General features: G+C 48.3%; 22 protein-coding genes. All 22 read right to left on the bottom strand.

The annotated features are described in order from the left end of the window. Positions 1-5 precede the first annotated feature (5 nt). On the bottom strand, positions 6-1,895 hold the full coding sequence (nuoL, locus tag KJS69_RS23595) for an NADH-quinone oxidoreductase subunit L (RefSeq protein WP_213586255.1): 1,890 nt from the start codon (positions 1,893-1,895) through the stop codon (positions 6-8). A gap of 58 nt (positions 1,896-1,953) precedes the next feature. Continuing rightward, complete coding sequence (nuoK, locus tag KJS69_RS23590) at positions 1,954-2,265, bottom strand: NADH-quinone oxidoreductase subunit NuoK (protein ID WP_213586254.1); 312 nt, start codon at positions 2,263-2,265, stop codon at positions 1,954-1,956. Positions 2,266-2,267: 2 nt separating this feature from the next. Beyond that, a complete protein-coding gene (locus tag KJS69_RS23585) occupies positions 2,268-2,795 on the bottom strand; it encodes an NADH-quinone oxidoreductase subunit J (RefSeq protein WP_213586253.1) in 528 nt (175 codons plus the stop codon). Further along, positions 2,788-3,243, bottom strand: a complete 456-nt coding sequence (gene nuoI, locus KJS69_RS23580) for an NADH-quinone oxidoreductase subunit NuoI (RefSeq protein ID WP_213586252.1) — start codon at positions 3,241-3,243, stop codon at positions 2,788-2,790. The genes KJS69_RS23585 and nuoI overlap by 8 nt, the downstream gene beginning before the upstream one ends. A gap of 24 nt (positions 3,244-3,267) precedes the next feature. Further along, entirely contained in the window at positions 3,268-4,278 is a 1,011-nt protein-coding gene (gene nuoH, locus KJS69_RS23575) for an NADH-quinone oxidoreductase subunit NuoH (protein WP_213586251.1), read from the bottom strand. Continuing rightward, a complete protein-coding gene (locus KJS69_RS23570) occupies positions 4,278-5,378 on the bottom strand; it encodes an NADH-quinone oxidoreductase subunit D (RefSeq protein WP_213586250.1) in 1,101 nt (366 codons plus the stop codon). The genes nuoH and KJS69_RS23570 overlap by 1 nt, the downstream gene beginning before the upstream one ends. A 3-nt stretch (positions 5,379-5,381) precedes the next feature. Next, the gene (locus KJS69_RS23565; protein WP_213586249.1) at positions 5,382-6,449 is read right to left on the bottom strand and encodes an NADH-quinone oxidoreductase subunit C; all 1,068 of its coding nucleotides are present in this window, start codon (positions 6,447-6,449) and stop codon (positions 5,382-5,384) included. Beyond that, on the bottom strand, positions 6,446-6,964 hold the full coding sequence (locus KJS69_RS23560; protein ID WP_213586248.1) for a NuoB/complex I 20 kDa subunit family protein: 519 nt from the start codon (positions 6,962-6,964) through the stop codon (positions 6,446-6,448). Before KJS69_RS23560 ends, KJS69_RS23565 begins: the two co-directional genes overlap by 4 nt. Next, positions 6,949-7,317 carry an NADH-quinone oxidoreductase subunit A gene (locus KJS69_RS23555; RefSeq protein WP_213586247.1) on the bottom strand — a complete coding sequence of 123 codons (369 nt, stop codon included), beginning with the start codon at positions 7,315-7,317 and terminating at the stop codon, positions 6,949-6,951. Before KJS69_RS23555 ends, KJS69_RS23560 begins: the two co-directional genes overlap by 16 nt. A 128-nt stretch (positions 7,318-7,445) precedes the next feature. Next, entirely contained in the window at positions 7,446-7,844 is a 399-nt protein-coding gene (locus tag KJS69_RS23550) for a F0F1 ATP synthase subunit epsilon (protein ID WP_213586246.1), read from the bottom strand. A 153-nt stretch (positions 7,845-7,997) separates the two neighbouring features. After that, entirely contained in the window at positions 7,998-9,407 is a 1,410-nt protein-coding gene (gene atpD / locus KJS69_RS23545; protein ID WP_213586245.1) for a F0F1 ATP synthase subunit beta, read from the bottom strand. Positions 9,408-9,548: 141 nt separating this feature from the next. After that, on the bottom strand, positions 9,549-10,412 hold the full coding sequence (gene atpG / locus KJS69_RS23540; protein WP_213586244.1) for an ATP synthase F1 subunit gamma: 864 nt from the start codon (positions 10,410-10,412) through the stop codon (positions 9,549-9,551). 113 nt (positions 10,413-10,525) lie between these two features. Further along, positions 10,526-12,040 carry a F0F1 ATP synthase subunit alpha gene (atpA, locus tag KJS69_RS23535; protein WP_213586243.1) on the bottom strand — a complete coding sequence of 505 codons (1,515 nt, stop codon included), beginning with the start codon at positions 12,038-12,040 and terminating at the stop codon, positions 10,526-10,528. Positions 12,041-12,056: 16 nt separating this feature from the next. After that, entirely contained in the window at positions 12,057-12,608 is a 552-nt protein-coding gene (locus KJS69_RS23530) for a F0F1 ATP synthase subunit delta (protein ID WP_213586242.1), read from the bottom strand. Further along, positions 12,605-13,090 carry a F0F1 ATP synthase subunit B gene (gene atpF, locus KJS69_RS23525; RefSeq protein ID WP_213586241.1) on the bottom strand — a complete coding sequence of 162 codons (486 nt, stop codon included), beginning with the start codon at positions 13,088-13,090 and terminating at the stop codon, positions 12,605-12,607. Before atpF ends, KJS69_RS23530 begins: the two co-directional genes overlap by 4 nt. A 107-nt stretch (positions 13,091-13,197) precedes the next feature. Beyond that, positions 13,198-13,413 carry a F0F1 ATP synthase subunit C gene (gene atpE, locus KJS69_RS23520; protein ID WP_213586240.1) on the bottom strand — a complete coding sequence of 72 codons (216 nt, stop codon included), beginning with the start codon at positions 13,411-13,413 and terminating at the stop codon, positions 13,198-13,200. Positions 13,414-13,528: 115 nt separating this feature from the next. Further along, a complete protein-coding gene (atpB, locus tag KJS69_RS23515) occupies positions 13,529-14,308 on the bottom strand; it encodes a F0F1 ATP synthase subunit A (protein ID WP_213586239.1) in 780 nt (259 codons plus the stop codon). 9 nt (positions 14,309-14,317) lie between these two features. Then, the gene (locus KJS69_RS23510; protein ID WP_213586238.1) at positions 14,318-14,713 is read right to left on the bottom strand and encodes an ATP synthase subunit I; all 396 of its coding nucleotides are present in this window, start codon (positions 14,711-14,713) and stop codon (positions 14,318-14,320) included. Beyond that, positions 14,706-14,939 (bottom strand): AtpZ/AtpI family protein, encoded by a 234-nt coding sequence (locus KJS69_RS23505; protein ID WP_213586237.1) that lies wholly within the window; start codon positions 14,937-14,939, stop codon positions 14,706-14,708. Before KJS69_RS23505 ends, KJS69_RS23510 begins: the two co-directional genes overlap by 8 nt. 242 nt (positions 14,940-15,181) lie before the next feature. Continuing rightward, complete coding sequence (gene wecB / locus KJS69_RS23500; protein WP_213586236.1) at positions 15,182-16,324, bottom strand: non-hydrolyzing UDP-N-acetylglucosamine 2-epimerase; 1,143 nt, start codon at positions 16,322-16,324, stop codon at positions 15,182-15,184. 45 nt (positions 16,325-16,369) lie between these two features. Further along, the gene (gene upp, locus KJS69_RS23495; protein ID WP_213586235.1) at positions 16,370-16,999 is read right to left on the bottom strand and encodes a uracil phosphoribosyltransferase; all 630 of its coding nucleotides are present in this window, start codon (positions 16,997-16,999) and stop codon (positions 16,370-16,372) included. A 351-nt stretch (positions 17,000-17,350) separates the two neighbouring features. After that, positions 17,351-18,598, bottom strand: a complete 1,248-nt coding sequence (locus KJS69_RS23490; protein ID WP_213586234.1) for a serine hydroxymethyltransferase — start codon at positions 18,596-18,598, stop codon at positions 17,351-17,353. Between the last annotated feature and the right edge of the window lie 14 nt (positions 18,599-18,612).

The following is an 18,612-nucleotide window of genomic DNA, read 5'->3' as shown; positions in this document are numbered from 1 at the left end:
GTAGATTAGCCAAGATCGATAAACCTCCTTCCCACCAAAGCCAGTACTAGAACAACAAATCCGAGAAGTGTTACCAAGCCATACGTTTGTATTTGTCCGTTCTGCACACGGGTGCCGAGCTTGCCGAGAGAAACGACCGAGCCAGCCACCAGACGGACCAGTCCGTCGATAATCCAGTGGTCTACAGCATTGAACAACCTTCCTATTGCTTGCAAAGGACGGATGATGATCCAGCGATAAAGCTCATCGATGTAATACTTGTGACTGACCAGATTATATAGCCAGGGGGCCCTCTGCGAAATGATTTCTCTAGACAGACTGCCTTTACCATATATGACCCACCCCAACCCTATACCGAGTAGAGCGGCCAAGTTAGAGAGGATAACGACAAGCCAATTCATCGATTCATCCATCGCTTCCGGCGCAAGCCAGTTGCCCAGCCATGGGTTAAGCTGTGGCACAAACACAAATCCGGCAATGACTGCCAGCACGGCCAGAACTATCATTGGAAAGGTCATGGAAGCCGGCGACTCTTTCACTTCGTGCTTGACCTTGGATGGACCGGTAAAGACTAGGAAGAACAGCCTCGACATGTATAAGGCGGTAAAGAAGGCCGCCACTAAGCCGATCCAGAACAACAGTTGATTCGAATGATACGCCTCGGCTAAAATGACGTCCTTGGACCAGAACCCCGATAATGGAATGATCCCGGCCAGTGCCAAAGCTCCGATGGCAAAAGTCCAGGTCGTGATCTTCATCTTGCCTGCCAAGCCGCCCATTTCGTGAATGTTCTGCGTACGAACGGCGTGAATAACACTGCCCGCCCCTAAGAACAGCAGCGCTTTAAAAAACGCATGAGTGAACAGATGGAAGATTCCTGCCGTGTAGGAAGCCCAGGTTCCGATGCCAAGCGCCATCATCATGTACCCTAATTGGCTCACGGTCGAGTATGCGAGCACCCGTTTGATGTCATTCTGGGCCGTTCCGATAGTGGCGGCAAAAATAGCAGTAAAAGCTCCCACAATCGCCACTACCAGCAAGGCATCCGGCGAAGCGCGGAAGATGTCAAAGGTGCGGGCCACTAAGTAAACCCCGGCGGCCACCATCGTCGCCGCATGAATCAGCGCACTGATGGGAGTAGGCCCTTCCATAGCGTCGGGAAGCCAGACATGAAGCGGGAACTGCCCCGATTTGCCCACCGCCCCCACGAAGATGAGAATAGCGATTAAGGTGATCATCCCCGGAGCGATATCTGGATGGTTTGCAAAAGCGCTATGTATGGATGCAAAGTCGAGAGCATTGCCGGGCATATACCAGAATAGAAGCAGAATCGCTAGCAAAAGCCCTACGTCCCCGATACGGGTAACGATAAAGGCCTTTTTGGCCGCTGCCTTTGCTTCCGGTTTATAATACCAGAAGCCGATAAGCAGGAACGAACACACTCCCACCAGTTCCCAAAATATATATAATTGCAGCAGGTTAGGTGAAATAACCAATCCGAGCATGGAGAATGTAAATAAGGATATGTAGCTGAAAAAGACGGCTTTTCGCTCATCCTCCTGCATATAGCCTTTGGAATAAATATTGACGAGCAGCCCAACCAACGTTACGATCACCAGCATAAGAGCGTTCAGGTTAGTAATTTCAAAACCGAATCCAAGGGCTAGCTCCCCGACATGAAGCCACTGAACTTTAGTCCAAAGATAATTGTCGACCGGATCTCCCAATCGTTCCATAAACACGAGTACAGCCAAAATAAAAGAGGCGGCCGCTGCCAATATGCTTATATAGGCGCCCGTTTCTTTGGCCTGCCGGCCTATAGCGATCAGGACCAGGAATGCCAGTAATGGAAAAAGCGGAATTAACCACGCATATTGTGAAATGTCCAATTCCATGGGTTTATAGTTCCTCCTTATAGTTGTTGAACAAAGAGGCTTTTCTTATAAATTTGGGCTAATGCTTCATCGAATTCATCTCATCGACGTTGGATGTTCCCCGGTTTCGATAGAGCATAATAAGAATAGCTACCCCGATAGCCGCTTCCGCCGCAGCAACGGTGATGGTGAATAACGAGAAGATTTGACCCGTTAAAGAAGGATGGATACCCAGCTTGGAGAAAGCGACCAGATTAAGGTTGACCCCGTTGAGCATCAATTCGATCGATAGCAAGATGATGATCGCATTTCTTTTGGAAAGAGCGCCATATAGCCCGATACAAAAAAGAATGGCGCCTAACGTCAGGTAAGGGGATATGAGTCCGCTCATGATTACTCCTCCTCCCTTTTAGCGACTACAATAGCACCAATGAACGCCACGGTTAGCAGCACGGACATTAACTCGAACGGAATGACATGATCGGTAAAAATACGCATTCCAATCTCCAAAGTGTTATCCTGGGCCAAGGCAACATTCTCCGCAGGAAAATCCGCCGTCTGGATAGCATAGAAAATAATTCCGAACAAGCCCAGAATCCCTATTCCAAGCAAAATGTTATGAAGGGGACGGCCAGACGAAGCGCCGTTATCCTCCCCGTGCTTAGTCATCATTATGCCAAAGATCATCAGGATCGATATCGCTCCGGCATAGATCAATATCTGTACAAAAGCGACGAATTCCGCTTCAAGAAGCACGTATAGACCCGCTAAGCTAAGGAAGGAGAAGGCTACGGCCACGACCATATGGACCACTTTCGTGAAGCTGATCATGAAGATCGCTCCCCCAATAATAAACAAAGCAAATACGAAGAAAACCAAATTGCTGCCGCTCGAGAAAAATTCTGCAATGTTACTAAACATTTTTCTTCGCCCCTCCTTTAGGGGATGACGAATTGTTTTCCTGACGAATATTTTGATTATTCTCATACAGCCACTGCATATTTTTGAACAAATCATCTCGGCTGTAGGTGGCTAACTCAAAATTGTTAGTCATGACAATGGCTTCCGTTGGACAGACTTCCGTACAAAAGTCGCACAGAATACATATTTCAAAGTTTACGTCGAACGTATCCAGCACTCTGGCGATTTTTTTCTCCGGATCCGGATTGGGCTTACCGACCAGAGTGATGCACTCTGTGGGACACACCCGGGCACACTGATTGCATACGATACATTTCTCGGGATCCAAATATTGAATGCCGCGAAAGCGATCTGGCATCTGGATGGGCACATCCGGATAAGCATACGTCACTTTTTTTCTCGTCATGTTTTTAAAGGTAACGCCTAGTCCTTTGATTAAGCCTTTCATGCGGTTTCCCCCTTTCGACTGGCTTTACCGGCCAAAGATTTCATAGAATACGGCGGTAATAAAAATATTGACCAGGGCAAGCGGAAGCAGTACTTTCCAGCCCAATCCCATCAGTTGGTCTACACGTACCCGGGGAAAAGTGGCCCGGAGCCAGAACAGGAAAAAAACAATGAATGAAAATTTAAGTAAAAACCAAATGAAGCCCGGCACGAAATCAAGGAATGGGAAGGGTGCATGCCAGCCTCCCAAAAACAGAACCGTAGTTAACGAAGCGATGGCAAAAACATAGACATATTCCGCCAGCATAAAAAAGGCGAATCTAAACCCGCTGTACTCGACATGATATCCTGCAATTAGCTCTGATTCCGCTTCCGGCAGGTCAAAGGGCGTTCTATTCAATTCTGAGACCGCGGCAACGACAAAGACACCAAAGCCGATGATTTGGGGCAGGAAGTTCCAATGCCAGAAGCCTCCGCTTTGACCTTCTACGATGGTGGTTAACTGCATGCTGCCCGACAGCATGATGACGCCGACTACGGAAATCACAAGCGGTATTTCGTAGCTGATCATCTGAGCTGCCGAGCGCATGCCGCCAAGAAGCGCGTATTTATTGTTCGACGCCCACCCTCCAAGAATGATTCCAATGGTGGAGATTCCGGAAAGAGCGACGTAATAAAGAACTCCGACGTTTAAATCGGCAAAATATATATTTTTAGTGTAGGGGATGGTCGCTAACACGACAAAAGAAGGAACGAACGCAAGGACGGGCGCAAGAATAAATAAGTCTCTCTCCGCCTTCTTCGGAATCGTGTCCTCTTTCATCAGCAGCTTGGCAACGTCGGCCACCGTCTGCAGCAATCCGAGCGGCCCCACCCGGTTCGGACCGTGTCGGCTCTGCATCCAACCGATCACTTTCCGTTCAAAATAGATCGCATAAGTGACATATCCGAGGATGACAAGCAAGAAAACCACCGCGAGTAGAAAGTAGATGGTGAAGCTCTGCCAGGTCAGAGCCTCCTGAAACCAGTTGGCCATTAGCTATCGACCTCCCCTACAACGATGTCAATACCGCCCAAAATGGTAATCAGATTAGTCATCGTTTCGCCAATCAGCAGCTTACGAAGAATTTGCAGGTTAACGAAGGACGGTCTTCTGAATTTCAACCGATACGGCTTATCGCGGCCTCTGGATACGATATAGCACCCAATCTCTCCACGAGGCGATTCGATGCCTGCATAGACTTCCCCCTCGGGGGCGCGGATCACTCTGGGAGCCTTGCCCATGATTTGTCCGCCCTCGGGAAATTGCTCCAGAGCTTGCTCCAGAATCCGCAGAGATTGCCTTACCTCTTCCAGCCGGACGAAATAGCGGTCGTAGCAATCGCCGTTCTTGCCCACAGGAACATCAAATTCAAACCGGTCATAAATACAATAAGGCTGGTCCTTGCGCAGGTCCCACTTAACACCCGTGCATCTAAGGTTAGCGCCGCTTAATCCGTAATTAATAGCTGTTTCGGCATCGTACTGACCAATTCCTTTAATTCGCGATAAAAAAATCTCATTACCGCTCACTAATTGATCGTATTCCTCTACCTTATTCTTCATGTACGGGACAAACTCCCGAACCTTATCAATCCAGCCTTCGGGCGCATCCCATTTGACGCCGCCAACCCTCATATAGCTATAAGTCAAACGAGCGCCGCATAACTCATTGAATAAATTGATAATCATTTCTCGATCGCGGAAAGCAAACAGGAACGGGCTCATCGCCCCGATATCCAGTAAATACGTCCCCCACCAGACCAAATGGCTGGCTACCCGCTGCAATTCCATGACGATCAGCCGAAGAAATTCAGCTCTTTCCGGAATTTCCAGCTGCAGGAGCTTCTCTACCGTATGGACCAGCACATAGTTGTTCGTCATGGCCGAGACGTAGTCCATACGATCCGTATATGGGATTATTTGGGTGAAGGATAAGTTCTCAGCTAATTTCTCCGTTCCCCGATGCAAGTACCCCATCACAGGGTCGGCTTCCTTAATGATTTCCCCATCCAGCTTGACAACAATGCGAAAAACTCCGTGAGTACTGGGGTGCTGGGGGCCAACATTCAGCAACAGCTCTTCTGTCCGTAGCACTGGTTACACCTCCGGGTCAATCGGTTCATAATCTTTGCGCAGCGGGTGACCGACCCAATCATCCGGCATCATAATCCGCCTCAAGTCCGGGTGCCCCGGAAAATCGATTCCTAATAAATCAAAGATTTCCCGCTCGTTCCAATTTGCCGTCTGCCATAAAGAAGTAATCGAAGGAACGCTAGGCTGCTCCCGATCCGTTTTTACTTTAAATAAAAAGTCTTGTTTAGTCTTCAAGGAAATAAAGTGATACGCCACTTCCATATGGGTTTCCTGATCAATTCCGGATACATTGCGCAAATAATTTAGTTGAAAGGCTTCATCCTCCTTGATCAGCCTTGCGGTTTCCACCCAATAATCAGGTTTAATTATTATGTATGGCCTGTGGCCATCCAGTTCATTGATAAAGGCTTCTTCCACCGCATCTGGAGATACTTTATCTTTAATGATCTGTACAGACTGGTCTAACAAGGGCTGCATCGGCGAAGGCTCCTTGGGAGCTTCTGTTTCTTCCTTCTTCGCCTTGGCTTCCGCTCTTGCGGCACGGGCCTCCGCGGCCTTCTTCAGCTTAGCCTCACGGTCTTCGGCCGCCTGTTCTTTTATTTCTTTGGCCGGGGGATCCGATGGCTCTGAGGTCGTCTGAACGTCCGGGTCAGCTTGCTGCAGCTTCTCTGCTCTTGCTGCCGCACGTTGTGCCGATTGGACCGGCTTATTGGCTCTGTCCTCTTCTCCCTTGTCCGCAAGCGATTTCACAATTGAATCCTCCGCTGTTCCAGACGGAGAGCTTGTTTTAGCCCCCCTTTTGCTTTGTTCGACAGGAGCTGCGGAGACTTCAGTCGGCTTATCCGGTTTATCCGCCTTTTCCGAATCTTCCTGATCACTTTGTCCCTGTGCCTCTGCATTATTGGACGCTGCTTCTTGTTCACTTATCGATGGTGCCGGAGTCTCATTCTGTTTGTCGGACTGTGGCTTCTCAGGCTCATGCTTATTAGCTTCGCCCTGATTAGGTACAGGCGTTTGAGATTCGTGCTGGCCAGATTCCAGCCGGTTTGGCTCTTTCTTGTCCTCACTCACTGATTCGTCACCCGCTTCCCGGTTTTCGCTTCGTAACGAATTTTCTCCTGCAGCTTCATCACACCGTAAATAAGCGCCGCCGGATTAGGCGGACATCCTGGAATATAGACATCAACCGGAACAATCTGGTCGACACCTTTAACGACAGCGTAGGATTTTACATACGGGCCGCCAGCAGTGGCACAAGAACCCATGGCAATAACCCACTTAGGCTCGGGCATTTGCTCATAAAGTCTGCGGATGATCGGAGCCATTTTCTTAGTTACCGTACCGGATACAATCATAACGTCCGCTTGTCTTGGAGAGGTGCGAAACATGACCCCAAAACGGTCAAAATCGTAGTGGGCTCCCCCCGTCCCCATCATTTCGATGGCACAACAGGCCAATCCAAAGGTGAGCGGCCATAAAGAATTGCTTCTTACCCATGCTTTAACCTGCTCAATCGTCGAGTAAAAAACGGTCCTCTCCAGCTCTTTCCTTTCCTCCGGACGAATGGACTCTAATTGGAATTCCATTGCAGCACCTTCTTTTTCCAGGCATAAATTAATCCTACGACCAACAAGGCGACAAAGATGCACATTTCAACAAGCGCAAACAGCCCCAGCTTGTGATAAGCTACGGCCCACGGATAAAGAAATACAGCCTCCACATCGAAAATAACGAACATCAACGCAAATAAATAATAGCGAATATTAAATTGAATATGTCCTTCTCCTACTGGCACGTTACCGCTTTCATAAGTAGTTAATTTTTCGTTGAACGGTTTATTGGGTCTCAAAAGCTTGCCGATCGTTAAAGCGACTACTGGCAACAGCACGCTCAGCGATACGAAAATGGCGACAATTACATAATTGTTAATATATTGCATTCTCGCCGTTTCCCTCCAGTCTCTTGAAATGATAATCCCCACAATTATAACAAATGAAGAAAATAGTGTCTAATGAATTAACAAAACAAAAAAGCGCGAAGGGCAATCCCTCGCACTTATTCATTAGGTCACTTTTTGCTGCCGACTTCCAGACGAGTCAGAGCCCGCTGCAGAGCTAATTCTGCCCGGCGGAAATCATATTCATCTCTTGCTGCTAAATACTTCTCCGCACGTTCCTTAGCCGCTCTTGCTCTTTCCAAATCAATATCGCCAGGATATTCAGCACTCTCTGCAAGAATGACCACTTTGTCCTTGCGAACCTCCATAAACCCGCCATGGACGGCCAAAAGTTCCTCTTCGTTGCCCTTTTTAATTCTAATCGGAGCGATTTTTAAAGGAGAGACCATCGGAATGTGGTTCGGCAAAATTCCAAGCTCTCCTTCCACTCCTTTAACAACGATCATATTGACGTCTGCCCCGTAAAGGATACTTTCGGGTGTAACGACTTCTAAGAAAAAGGTGCTCACGCCGATCCCTCCTGAGAGTTTCCCGATTAAGCTTCATCTATCGAATTAGAGTAGATGAAGCTTCCTCAGAAAACACCACTTCATAAGCCTGTATCGTTTAATTCCGTAACAATACAAACCTTTAACCCTGCTACCATTCATGTGCAGCGTGTATTAGTTCATGTTCTTAGCTTTTTCAACAGCCTCTTCGATTGTACCGACATACAAGAATGCTGCCTCCGGCAAATCGTCATGCTTACCTTCAAGAATCTCTTTAAAGCTGCGGACCGTATCCTTAACCGGAACATATTTACCCGGATTTCCGGTAAATTGCTCGGCCACGTGGAAGTTCTGAGACAAGAAGTTCTGAATCTTCCGGGCACGTTGTACCGTTACTTTATCTTCATCGGAAAGCTCGTCCATACCGAGAATCGCGATGATATCTTGAAGCTCTTTGTAGCGCTGGAGAATCCGTTTAACCCCTTGAGCCACATTATAATGCTCTTCGCCGACAACTTCCGGCGACAAAATCCGCGAGCTGGAAGCAAGCGGGTCTACCGCAGGGTAAATTCCCATCTCGGAAATTCTACGCTCCAGGTTGGTCGTAGCATCCAAGTGAGCAAACGTCGTAGCCGGAGCCGGGTCGGTGTAGTCGTCCGCCGGTACGTAAATAGCCTGGATCGAAGTGACGGAACCTTTCTTGGTCGATGTAATCCGCTCTTGCAACTGACCCATCTCGGTAGCCAGCGTAGGCTGGTAACCAACCGCAGATGGCATCCGGCCAAGCAAAGCGGACACTTCGGAACCGGCTTGGGTAAAGCGGAAAATATTGTCGACAAACAGGAGAACGTCTTTTCCTTCTTCGTCACGGAAATGCTCCGCCATTGTCAATCCGGTCAAAGCGACGCGAAGACGAGCACCAGGAGGTTCGTTCATCTGTCCGAAGACCATCGCCGTCTTCTTAATAACTCCAGCATCGGTCATTTCGTGATACAGGTCATTTCCTTCCCGGGTTCTTTCACCTACACCCGCAAATACGGAAATCCCGCCATGCTCCTGAGCAATATTATTAATCAATTCCTGAATAATAACGGTCTTACCTACACCCGCTCCGCCAAACAGACCGATCTTACCGCCCTTGGCATAAGGAGCCAGCAGGTCAACAACTTTAATTCCCGTTTCCAGAATCTCCGCTTGGGTTGTAAGCTCTTCAAATACCGGAGCCGATTTATGAATCGGGCTTGTCAATGACCTATCCACTTCTCCGGCACTGTCTATCTCGTCGCCAAGAACGTTGAACACGCGGCCCAACGTAGCATTGCCGACAGGCACGGAAATCGGCGCCCCTGTATCTACCGCTTCGATACCGCGAACCAGTCCTTCGGTGGAAGACATAGCAACACAACGAGCTACGTTATCCCCTAAATGGACCGCCACTTCCACCGTTAAGTTGATTTCCGGTTCGTTGGCGGAAGTGGATGGTTTATGAATCTTGACCGCATTTAATATCTCAGGCAGCTGTCCGCGTTCGAACTCAATGTCGATAACCGGACCCATAACCTGCAAAACGCGTCCTTTGTTCATTCTTTTCCCTCCTAAAGCTCTTTACCCAAAGTAAAAAGCTATCTTCGTAAGCATAGGCTGATCTCGCAATGTATATCATACATATCATTATTTGAATTAACAGCTCAAATCGCTTGGATGCCGACTTCGGGGCCGCCCGGTTTATACCTGGGCGTTGGCCCCTGCGACGATTTCCGATATTTCCTGGGTAATAGCCGCCTGACGAGCTCGGTTGTACTGAAGGCTAAGTGAAGAAATAATTTTGGTAGCATTCTTGGATGCATTCCCCATAGCCGTCATTCTCGCGCCGAACTCACCGGCCTTAGCTTCCAGAACCGCGCTATAGACGAGAGTCTCTGCATATTTAGGCAGCAGCACTTCAAGTACTTGAGCCGCCGAAGGCTCATATTCATACTCTGTTCTGGCTTGATCGTTCCCCTCTACTTCTACGAGAGGAAGCACACTTTTCTCTATCGGTCTTTGCGTAAGCGCGTTGATGAATTGGTTGTAGACCAGAATGAGCTCATCGCATTGTCCTTCTTCGAAATGCCGGACTGCGGCATTGGCAACGGTCTTAATATCGGCAAACTTCGGAGAATCGGACAGGCCGACCACTTCCTCTACAACCGGATAATCCCGCTTCACTAAGAAGTCCCGGCCTTTGCGTCCAATCACAAACAGCATATATTCGTCAGACGATTTATGCTTGCTGCGCAGCGTCTGAGTAAGCTTCCTCAGCAGATTGGAGTTATATCCACCGGCCATCCCCCGATCGGAAGTGATAACCAGATAGCCGGTTTTTTTAATCTCCCGCTTTTGCAGCATCGGATGCTTCACATCGGTTGTCCCGGCAGCAATGTTGGAGATGACTTCCTTCAGCTTGTCCGCATAAGGACGGGAGGCCACGGCGGCATCCTGCGCTTTCTTAAGACGACTCGCTGCGATCATTTCCATTGCCCGGGTAATCTGCTTCATGCTTTGCTTGCTTTTGATCTGACGCTTTATATCACGCATACCTTTAGCCATTAATGTTCACCGCCTTTGAACTTGCCCGGTGCAAGTCAGAATCATTGTGAAACAAGCGCCTTATAAAGGTCGTAATTAAACCGATCTATATCGATCACTTATTATTCTCGCACTTATTCAGATACGGAAAACCCTTTTTTAAATTTCTCAATTGCTTGTCCCAGGGCTTTCTCATTATCCGCGGTCAAATCCTTCGTATCGCGGATCGAGGCCAGGATTTCCGGGTGACTCATATCCAGGAACGATAAGAATTCTTTCTCGAAGCGAAGAACGTCCTGTACTGGAATATCATCCAAATATCCTTTAACAGCCGTGTAGATACTGACTACCTGTCTTTCTACCGCCATCGATTCATTGACGCCTTGCTTCAAAATTTCAAGCGTGCGCTCACCGCGGTTCAGGCGGGCTTGGGTAGCTTTATCCAAATCAGAAGCAAATTGAGAGAAAGCCTGCAGCTCACGGAAAGAAGCCAAATCGAGCTTCAGCGTACCCGCTACTTTCTTCATCGCCTTGATTTGTGCAGATCCCCCTACCCGGGATACGGAAATACCAACGTTGATAGCCGGACGCTGACCCGAATAGAACAGGTCGGATTCCAGGAAGATCTGACCGTCCGTAATCGAAATAACGTTCGTAGGAATATAGGCCGAAACGTCAGAGGCCTGCGTTTCAATGAAAGGTAGAGCCGTCAAGGAACCGCCGCCCAACTCGTCGTTGAGCTTAGCCGCACGCTCCAGCAAACGGGAGTGAAGATAGAATACGTCACCAGGGTAAGCTTCGCGGCCCGGAGGACGTCTTAACAACAAGGACAGTTCCCGATAGGCTGCAGCTTGTTTGGTCAAGTCGTCATAAATAACGAGGACGTGTTCCCCTTTATACATGAAGTACTCACCCATCGCACAACCTGCATAAGGAGCCAGGAATAGCAGGGGAGCCGGCTCAGACGCACTGGCCGTTACGACGATAGTGTAATCCATTGCGCCGTTACGACGCAGTGTTTCTACTACCTGGGCAACGGTCGATTGCTTCTGCCCGATCGCTACGTAAATACATTTTACGCCATTGCCTTTTTGGTTGATAATCGTATCGATGGCAATCGTTGTTTTACCGATTTGGCGGTCACCGATAATCAATTCCCGTTGACCCCGGCCAATAGGAACCATAGAGTCAATCGCTTTAATTCCGGTTTGCATCGGCTCATGAACCGATTTCCGGGCCATAACGCCAGGTGCCGGTGTTTCTACCGGACGGAAAGCTTTAGTAGCAATTGGTCCTTTGCCGTCTACCGGATGGCCGAGCGTGTTAACGACACGGCCGAGAAGCTCTTCCCCTACGGGAACTTCCATAATGCGTCCGGTCCGCTTAACTTGATCGCCTTCACGAATATCTTTGTAAGGACCCAGGATAATGATCCCGACATTGTCTTCCTCGAGGTTTTGGGCCATTCCCATAACTCCGTTGGAGAATTCCAACAGTTCGCCGGCCATTACGTTCTGGAGGCCATGCGCACGGGCAATCCCGTCCCCGACTTGAATGACGGTCCCCACGTCGACTACTTGAATATCGGATTGATATTGTTCAATCTGCTGTTTAATCAGAGTGCTAATTTCTTCAGGTCTGATACTCAACGAACCTCACCCCTATCTACATTGCTTGAGTTTGCTTCAACGTTTTTTCCATCCGCGCAAGCTTGCCGGACAAGCTTCCGTCATACAAGCGGTCGCCAATCCGCACCTGAATTCCGCCGATCAGACTGGAATCGACCACATTGTCGACACGAATCGTTTTGCCGATCATTTTCCCGAATTGTGCAGCAATCGCTTGACTTTCCTGCTCGCTCAAAGCAGCCGGAGAATAGACGATGGCATCCGCTTGTCTCATCGCCTCGTTGGCAATGCTGACATAGTAATCCAACAAAGCATGAAACAGCATTCCTCTCCCGCGCTCGATCAGAAGACATAGCGTATTGAATACAGCATCGGAAAGGTTGTCCTTAAACACTCGGGACAAAAGGTTAATCTTTTCATTCAAATCATATTTCGGATGCAGAAGAAATTGTTGAAAATCGTCGTTCTGTTCAATAACAGCAACTACCACTTTCAATTCCTCTTCCACTTGGGAAACGAGGCTCCGGCTTTGAGCAATCTCAAACAGCGCTTTGGCGTACCTTTTCGCTACGATGGTATCGCTGCTCATAGCTTGCCTCCTACCTCTTTAAGATATTGATCGATCAACTGCTGTTGGGATTTCTCGTCGATCTGCTTTTCAATAATTTTGGAAGCGATCATGACCGCCATAGCGCTCACTTGACTGCGCAGTGCGGCAACCGCCTTGTCTTTCTCGTTAGCAATATCTTTAATCGCTTCATCTTTAATGCGGTTCGATTCATCTCTTGCCGCCTGCACGATTTCTTCTGCTTGCTTCACACTCATTTGTCTGGCTTGCTCGATAATTTCCTGCGCTTCCTTACGAGCTTCCAGAATCGCCTGCTTCTGCTCGGACATTAGCTTCTCAGCCTCTTTACGGTTCGAATCCGCGGACTGGATCTGACTCTGAATCATCTCTCTCCGCTTCTCCATCACGTTGAGCAAAGGACCGAAAGCATATTTATTTAGCAGCCAATATAATAGAACGAACGCGATGATCGCAAATACTGTCGATTCCCAATGGAAACCCATTCGTGTCACTCCCTTCTTACTTGAAGACGTACCCAGAATGCAACCTTAAGCATAACGAAGGCGTGGATGGCCCAGGCCCTCCCCGCCAAGCTTCGGGCTTATGTCGATTAAGCACTAAAGAACATCAGGAACGCCAGAACGACCCCGATCAAAGGAACAACCTCTACGATACCAACCCCGATAAACATAGTCGTTTGCAGAGTTCCGCGCAGCTCAGGCTGACGAGAAATTCCTTCTACCGTTTTGCTCACGATCATACCGTTACCAATACCGGCGCCAAAAGCACCCAAACCAACTGCAATAGCCGCTGCTAAAAATTCCATTGTAAAAAAACCTCCCAAATTTGTTTGAAATTTTGTTTTAAAATGTAGTTCTATCTGATCTCGTGCCTCAGGATTCCAATAATATCTTTCGTCCTTTGACAGAGCTCGACAAATGTTAGTGTCCTTCCTCATGGACGGACGCCTGACCAATGTAAACCATCGTTAGAATAGTAAACAAGAATGCCTGAATAGCTCCGATAAAAATACTGAAGCCTTGCCATACAGCCAACAACGGAATGCCGAATGCTCCCGCCATTATAATAGTCGCTATCAGAATCTCACCCGCAAAAATGTTTGCGAACAAACGAAGAGCAAGAGTAATCGGCTTGAAAATTTCTTTAATTAAGTTTAATGGGAAGAAGAACCAATAGGGTTCAAAGTAATGCTTGAGATAATGCTTCGTATTCTGTCTCAGTCCTAAATAATGGACCAGGAAAAATACGATAAGGGCAAGTCCCATCGTAACCGAAAGATCGGCCGTCGGAGATTTCCACCACAGAACCTCGGCCCCCGCGTGTCCCTTGTCGATTCCTTCCTGAATGGCTTTCTCAGACACTACTGGATGACCCATAAATTCAACAGGCTCCGTATGTTCGGTTACAACCGCAAAGGGAAGTCCCAATACGTTGGAGATGAAAATAAACATTAAGAGAGTAAGACCAAGTGAAATGTAAGCTCCAGCCTTCTTCAAAGGCATGGTGCTGGCAATGGTGTTGTGAACAAACTCAATCAGCCATTCCATAAAGTTCTGCATCTTGGAAGGTTTGTCCACGGAAAGATTCCGGACTCCCAAGCGAGCAACGATAAAAGTGATGACGGCAGCCACGATAATAACAAAAAAAGTGGACAGATCAATAGCAAGACCGCCAATTTCTAGTAAAGGAGAGCTATGCATCGATTAATTTCACCCCTTTCCACGCATGCCTTTATTGGTTTTGAAGATCGAAAAGATTCCCATCAGGAGTGTTACCAGCGGTACAAAAAATAAACCTATAACCATGGAAATCAGATCAAACTGCGGAAACTTGACACAAATCATCGTTCCGATAAGGACCATGCAAGCCCTGGAGATGAAACCCAAATTAACTCGCTTGCCCGTATTTTCCAAAACAAGCTTGGTGACCACCTGGATTTTGTAGCCCAACAATCGAGCATTGATCAGGCTGATGACCGTTCCGAGGACAAGCCCGGCCGCATAAGGTTTGACCTGGGGAATAAGAGCCCACAGAAGTAAGCAAGCAGCCAAAAAAAATAAAGCGGCGCGGAAAACGGTTTTCATATAGGCCGTTAAATCATTCATTCGTGTCCTCCAGAAATCGCTTGATCAGAAACACGACACTGACAATCCCGACAAACAGGCCTAAGATCAGTCCCCCGGCTTTCCAGGCAGGGGATAAGCCGAACCGATCGCTCACAAACGAACCTCCAAAGTAACCTAGCAGAATGCATACAATTAGATCAGCACCGATCGCACTGACCATTCCTGCAGCCCGCCATGGATTATCATTCGGTTTAGGCTTTTTCATTACTTTTTCTCCTATCGTCTATGACGTTATCGGACAAAAAGGAACCTGCCTTTGAAATCGTTTTATTTGGGTAATTTGCGTAGCAATCCTAATCCATTTTAATAAAGCGCAGTCCTGTTTGTCAATTAATTAAAATCCAAACATTTCGTGAACGGCTGACAAAAAAAGCCTTATAAAATCTGGATTTTTCAGTGTCGCCAACTAAACAGTGCAACTGTATGGTGTATGGTGGGAAATAAATCCTACACTTTAAAAGGCTCTGGTCTATGTGACGACAATCCGAAGTGGTATAAAATGGCCTGAACGATCCGTTTGGACGCCTGTCCATCTCCATACGGATTGGCCGCCCTGCTCATTTTATCATAGAGTTCTTCATTCGTCAGCAAAGCTCTCGTTCTTCCATAAACATCCTCTTCTTTGGTGCCCACAAGTTCCAGCGTCCCCGCTTCTATTCCTTCCGGCCGCTCAGTCGTATCCCGGAGCACGAGCACCGGCACGCCAAAGGACGGAGCCTCTTCTTGCAAGCCTCCCGAGTCGGTCACTATCAGATGAGTATGAGGATAGAAATTATGGAGATCGATCACATCCAGCGGTTCAATCAACTGAATCCGCGGGTGATTCCCTAATAGTTCGTGCGCCGGCTCTTGTACCGCCGGGTTCGGATGGACCGGATAGACGATAGCAATATCCTCGAATTCATCGGCAATTCGGCGGATGGCCCTAAAAATTTGCCGGTGCGGCTCGCCTTGCGATTCCCTGCGGTGGGCCGTCATCAAAATCAAACGTTTGCCCGCAGCCCATTCGAGCATCGGATGGCTGTAATCCTCTCGAATAGTATACTGGGGAACATCCGTAACCGTATTTCCGGTAACGAAGATGTGCTCCTCCGACTTATTCTCTTTGCGCAAATTCCCGGCCGACCATTCCGTAGGAGAAAAATGCAGATCGGCAATCACTCCGGCCAATTGGCGGTTGATTTCTTCCGGGTAGGGCGACAGCTTATTCCACGTTCTTAAGCCGGCTTCGACATGGCCGACTTTGATTTGCTGCAAGAATGCGGCATAGCTGGCGACAAAAGTGGTGGATGTGTCTCCGTGAACGAGCACAATATCCGGCTGCGCCTCTCGTAATACCGGGTCCATACCTAGTAATACCCGGACGGACAGCTCTGCCAAAGTCTGACGCTCCTTCATCACATCAAGATCGTAATCCGGCTTGATCCCGAACGTTTGCAGCATCTGATCCATAATTTGGCGATGCTGTGCCGTAACACAAACGAGCGATTCAATCTGATCTGGATACTTCTTCAGTTCCTCCACCAACGGAATCATCTTGATCGCTTCCGGTCTTGTCCCGAAGACCGTCATTACTTTCACTTTCTTCATTCTTCTTCTCCTTTCCGCGTCCTCATCTTTCGGCGGTGCAGATTTCTACTTCGTGCCAAATAGACGATCTCCGGCATCTCCGAGTCCCGGAATGATATATCCGTGCTCGTCCAGACGATCGTCAATTGCGGCTACATAAATGTCGATGTCGGGATGCTCCTCCTGAACAGCACGGATCCCTTCGGGAGCGGCAATCAGGCACATTAATTTGATTTGCGAGCAGCCTCTGCTTTTTAACAAATCGATAGATGCATTAACCGAGCCTCCTGTGGCTAGCATAGGATCGATGACGATCAGCTCGCGCTCCGTCACATCGGTAGGTAGCTTGACATAATATTCGACTGGCTTCAGCGTCTCGGGATCCCGGTATAATCCGATGTGGCCCACTTTGGCTGCGGGTAACAGCTTCAGCACCCCTTCCACCATTCCGAGTCCCGCTCGAAGAATAGGAATCAGTCCGAGCATGCGACCGGATATAACCTTGCAAGAGGCGTCCGCTACCGGGGTTCTAACGATGACTTCCTCCAATGGTATGTTTCTTGTAATCTCATAAGCCATTAAAGTAGCTACTTCATCAACGTAATCTCTGAAATCTTTGGTCTTTGTGTTAACATCGCGTATGAAGGTTAACTTATGTTGAATTAATGGATGATCACATATAAAGACCTTGCCCATAAAATAAATCCTCCCATAAAGGTGTGTGTCTTTCCTTTCATTTATGACCAAGCCTCTGCTCGCAGATGCCTTCATGACGCAACCCTATTGGAGTGTCGATCAGCAGCTTTTTGCCATAAACCTTGTTCATTATACCACAAATAGATTGAAAATATCCGGTAAAAAACAGAGTCGAAACTGTGTACGGAATCGCATGGAATCGGCTCCCTCGAGTTCACTCTTTGCCGCTCTCAAGGAACAAACAGAAATCCCCCCCTGGGCAGCAGGCCGGAGCCTGACCAAACCTGCTTGCAGGAGGAGATTATCTTAGATGTCATCCTGGATGATCTTGATAGTCATCAGTGGATGATCTTAATATTTAAGGTCGGAATAAAGTGGATACTGTGCTGTTAGTTCATTCACCATTCCGCGAACTTTGTCATGGATCGCTTCATCTTTAGGATTTTTCAAGGCCAGCGATATAATTTGGGCGATGGTCTTCATTGCTTCTCTGCCCATTCCTCTTGATGTAACTGCAGACGTGCCGATTCGGATACCGCTAGTAATGAATGGACTGGTCGGATCGAATGGGATGGCGTTCTTGTTAACCGTTACCCCCACCTCGTCCAACAAATTCTGAGCATCCTTACCCGTCAAGTTAATGTTGCGCAGGTCAACGAGCATCAAGTGATTGTCAGTGCCGCCGGACAACACATTCAGCCCTTCGGCCATCAGCTCTTCAGCCAGCACTTGAGCGTTGCTGATAATATTTTGACAGTACGTTTTGAAATCGTCCTTCAGCGCTTCACCGAACGATACCGCTTTGGCCGCAATGACGTGCATCAGAGGGCCGCCCTGCGAGCCGGGGAATACCGCCTTGTCGATTTCTCTCGCCCAGGCTTTACGGCATAGAATCATACCTCCGCGAGGACCGCGCAGTGTCTTGTGAGTAGTAGTCGTCACAAAATGAGCGTGAGGCACCGGGTTAGGATGCAGGCCCGCCGCTACCAAACCGGCGATATGGGCCATATCGACCATGAACAACGCTCCCACATCGTTAGCGATTTGAGCCAGTGCTTCAAAATCGATGGTTCGCGGATAAGCGCTCGCTCCGGCTACGATAATTTTGGGGCGGTGCTTGAAAGCCGCTTTGCGGACTTCATCATAATCAATGCGGAAAGACTGCTCATCGACTCCATACGCAACGAAGTTGTACAAAATACCAGAGGCGTTGGCCGGGCTTCCGTGAGTCAAATGACCACCATGAGCCAAATTCATTCCGAGGACTGTATCTCCCGGCTTGATCGTTGCCAAGTAAACCGCCATATTGGCTTGAGCTCCAGAGTGGGGCTGAACGTTGGCATGCTCGGCTCCAAACAGTTCTTTAGCCCGATTAATGGCCAGCGTCTCGACCTCATCCACATACTCACAGCCGCCGTAAAATCTTTTGCCTGGGTATCCTTCTGCATACTTATTAGTCAATACAGATCCCATAGCTTCAATAACCGCTTGACTGACAAAGTTCTCAGAAGCGATCAATTCGATTTTGTCGCGCTGACGGCCCAATTCTAAATTCATCGCTTTTAAAACTTCCGGGTCGGCTTTACGTAAGTGCTCCATCCTATTCTTCCTCC

This window comes from Paenibacillus sp. J2TS4 (assembly GCF_018403245.1).
GTDB lineage: Bacteria > Bacillota > Bacilli > Paenibacillales > NBRC-103111 > Paenibacillus_L.
The sequence above is the reverse complement of the archived record's forward strand: the minus strand, read 5'-3'. Positions and strand labels throughout refer to the sequence as shown.

Bases quoted from the DNA above. Each gene is read 5' to 3' on its own strand.
- atpG (WP_213586244.1), bottom strand. From the start codon at position 10,412: ATGGCTAAAGGTATGCGTGATATAAAGCGTCAGATCAAAAGCAAGCAA.
- atpD (WP_213586245.1), bottom strand. From the start codon at position 9,407: ATGAACAAAGGACGCGTTTTGCAGGTTATGGGTCCGGTTATCGACATT.
- nuoL (WP_213586255.1), bottom strand. From the start codon at position 1,895: ATGGAATTGGACATTTCACAATATGCGTGGTTAATTCCGCTTTTTCCA.
- atpE (WP_213586240.1), bottom strand. From the start codon at position 13,413: ATGGAATTTTTAGCAGCGGCTATTGCAGTTGGTTTGGGTGCTTTTGGC.
- nuoH (WP_213586251.1), bottom strand. From the start codon at position 4,278: ATGGCCAACTGGTTTCAGGAGGCTCTGACCTGGCAGAGCTTCACCATC.
- atpF (WP_213586241.1), bottom strand. From the start codon at position 13,090: ATGGGTTTCCATTGGGAATCGACAGTATTTGCGATCATCGCGTTCGTT.
- nuoI (WP_213586252.1), bottom strand. From the start codon at position 3,243: ATGAAAGGCTTAATCAAAGGACTAGGCGTTACCTTTAAAAACATGACG.
- atpB (WP_213586239.1), bottom strand. From the start codon at position 14,308: ATGCATAGCTCTCCTTTACTAGAAATTGGCGGTCTTGCTATTGATCTG.
- KJS69_RS23585 (WP_213586253.1), bottom strand. From the start codon at position 2,795: ATGTTTAGTAACATTGCAGAATTTTTCTCGAGCGGCAGCAATTTGGTT.
- upp (WP_213586235.1), bottom strand. From the start codon at position 16,999: ATGGGCAAGGTCTTTATATGTGATCATCCATTAATTCAACATAAGTTA.
- wecB (WP_213586236.1), bottom strand. From the start codon at position 16,324: ATGAAGAAAGTGAAAGTAATGACGGTCTTCGGGACAAGACCGGAAGCG.
- KJS69_RS23490 (WP_213586234.1), bottom strand. From the start codon at position 18,598: ATGGAGCACTTACGTAAAGCCGACCCGGAAGTTTTAAAAGCGATGAAT.
- nuoK (WP_213586254.1), bottom strand. From the start codon at position 2,265: ATGAGCGGACTCATATCCCCTTACCTGACGTTAGGCGCCATTCTTTTT.
- KJS69_RS23510 (WP_213586238.1), bottom strand. From the start codon at position 14,713: ATGAATGATTTAACGGCCTATATGAAAACCGTTTTCCGCGCCGCTTTA.
- KJS69_RS23560 (WP_213586248.1), bottom strand. From the start codon at position 6,964: ATGGAATTCCAATTAGAGTCCATTCGTCCGGAGGAAAGGAAAGAGCTG.
- KJS69_RS23555 (WP_213586247.1), bottom strand. From the start codon at position 7,317: ATGCAATATATTAACAATTATGTAATTGTCGCCATTTTCGTATCGCTG.
- KJS69_RS23530 (WP_213586242.1), bottom strand. From the start codon at position 12,608: ATGAGCAGCGATACCATCGTAGCGAAAAGGTACGCCAAAGCGCTGTTT.
- KJS69_RS23505 (WP_213586237.1), bottom strand. From the start codon at position 14,939: ATGAAAAAGCCTAAACCGAATGATAATCCATGGCGGGCTGCAGGAATG.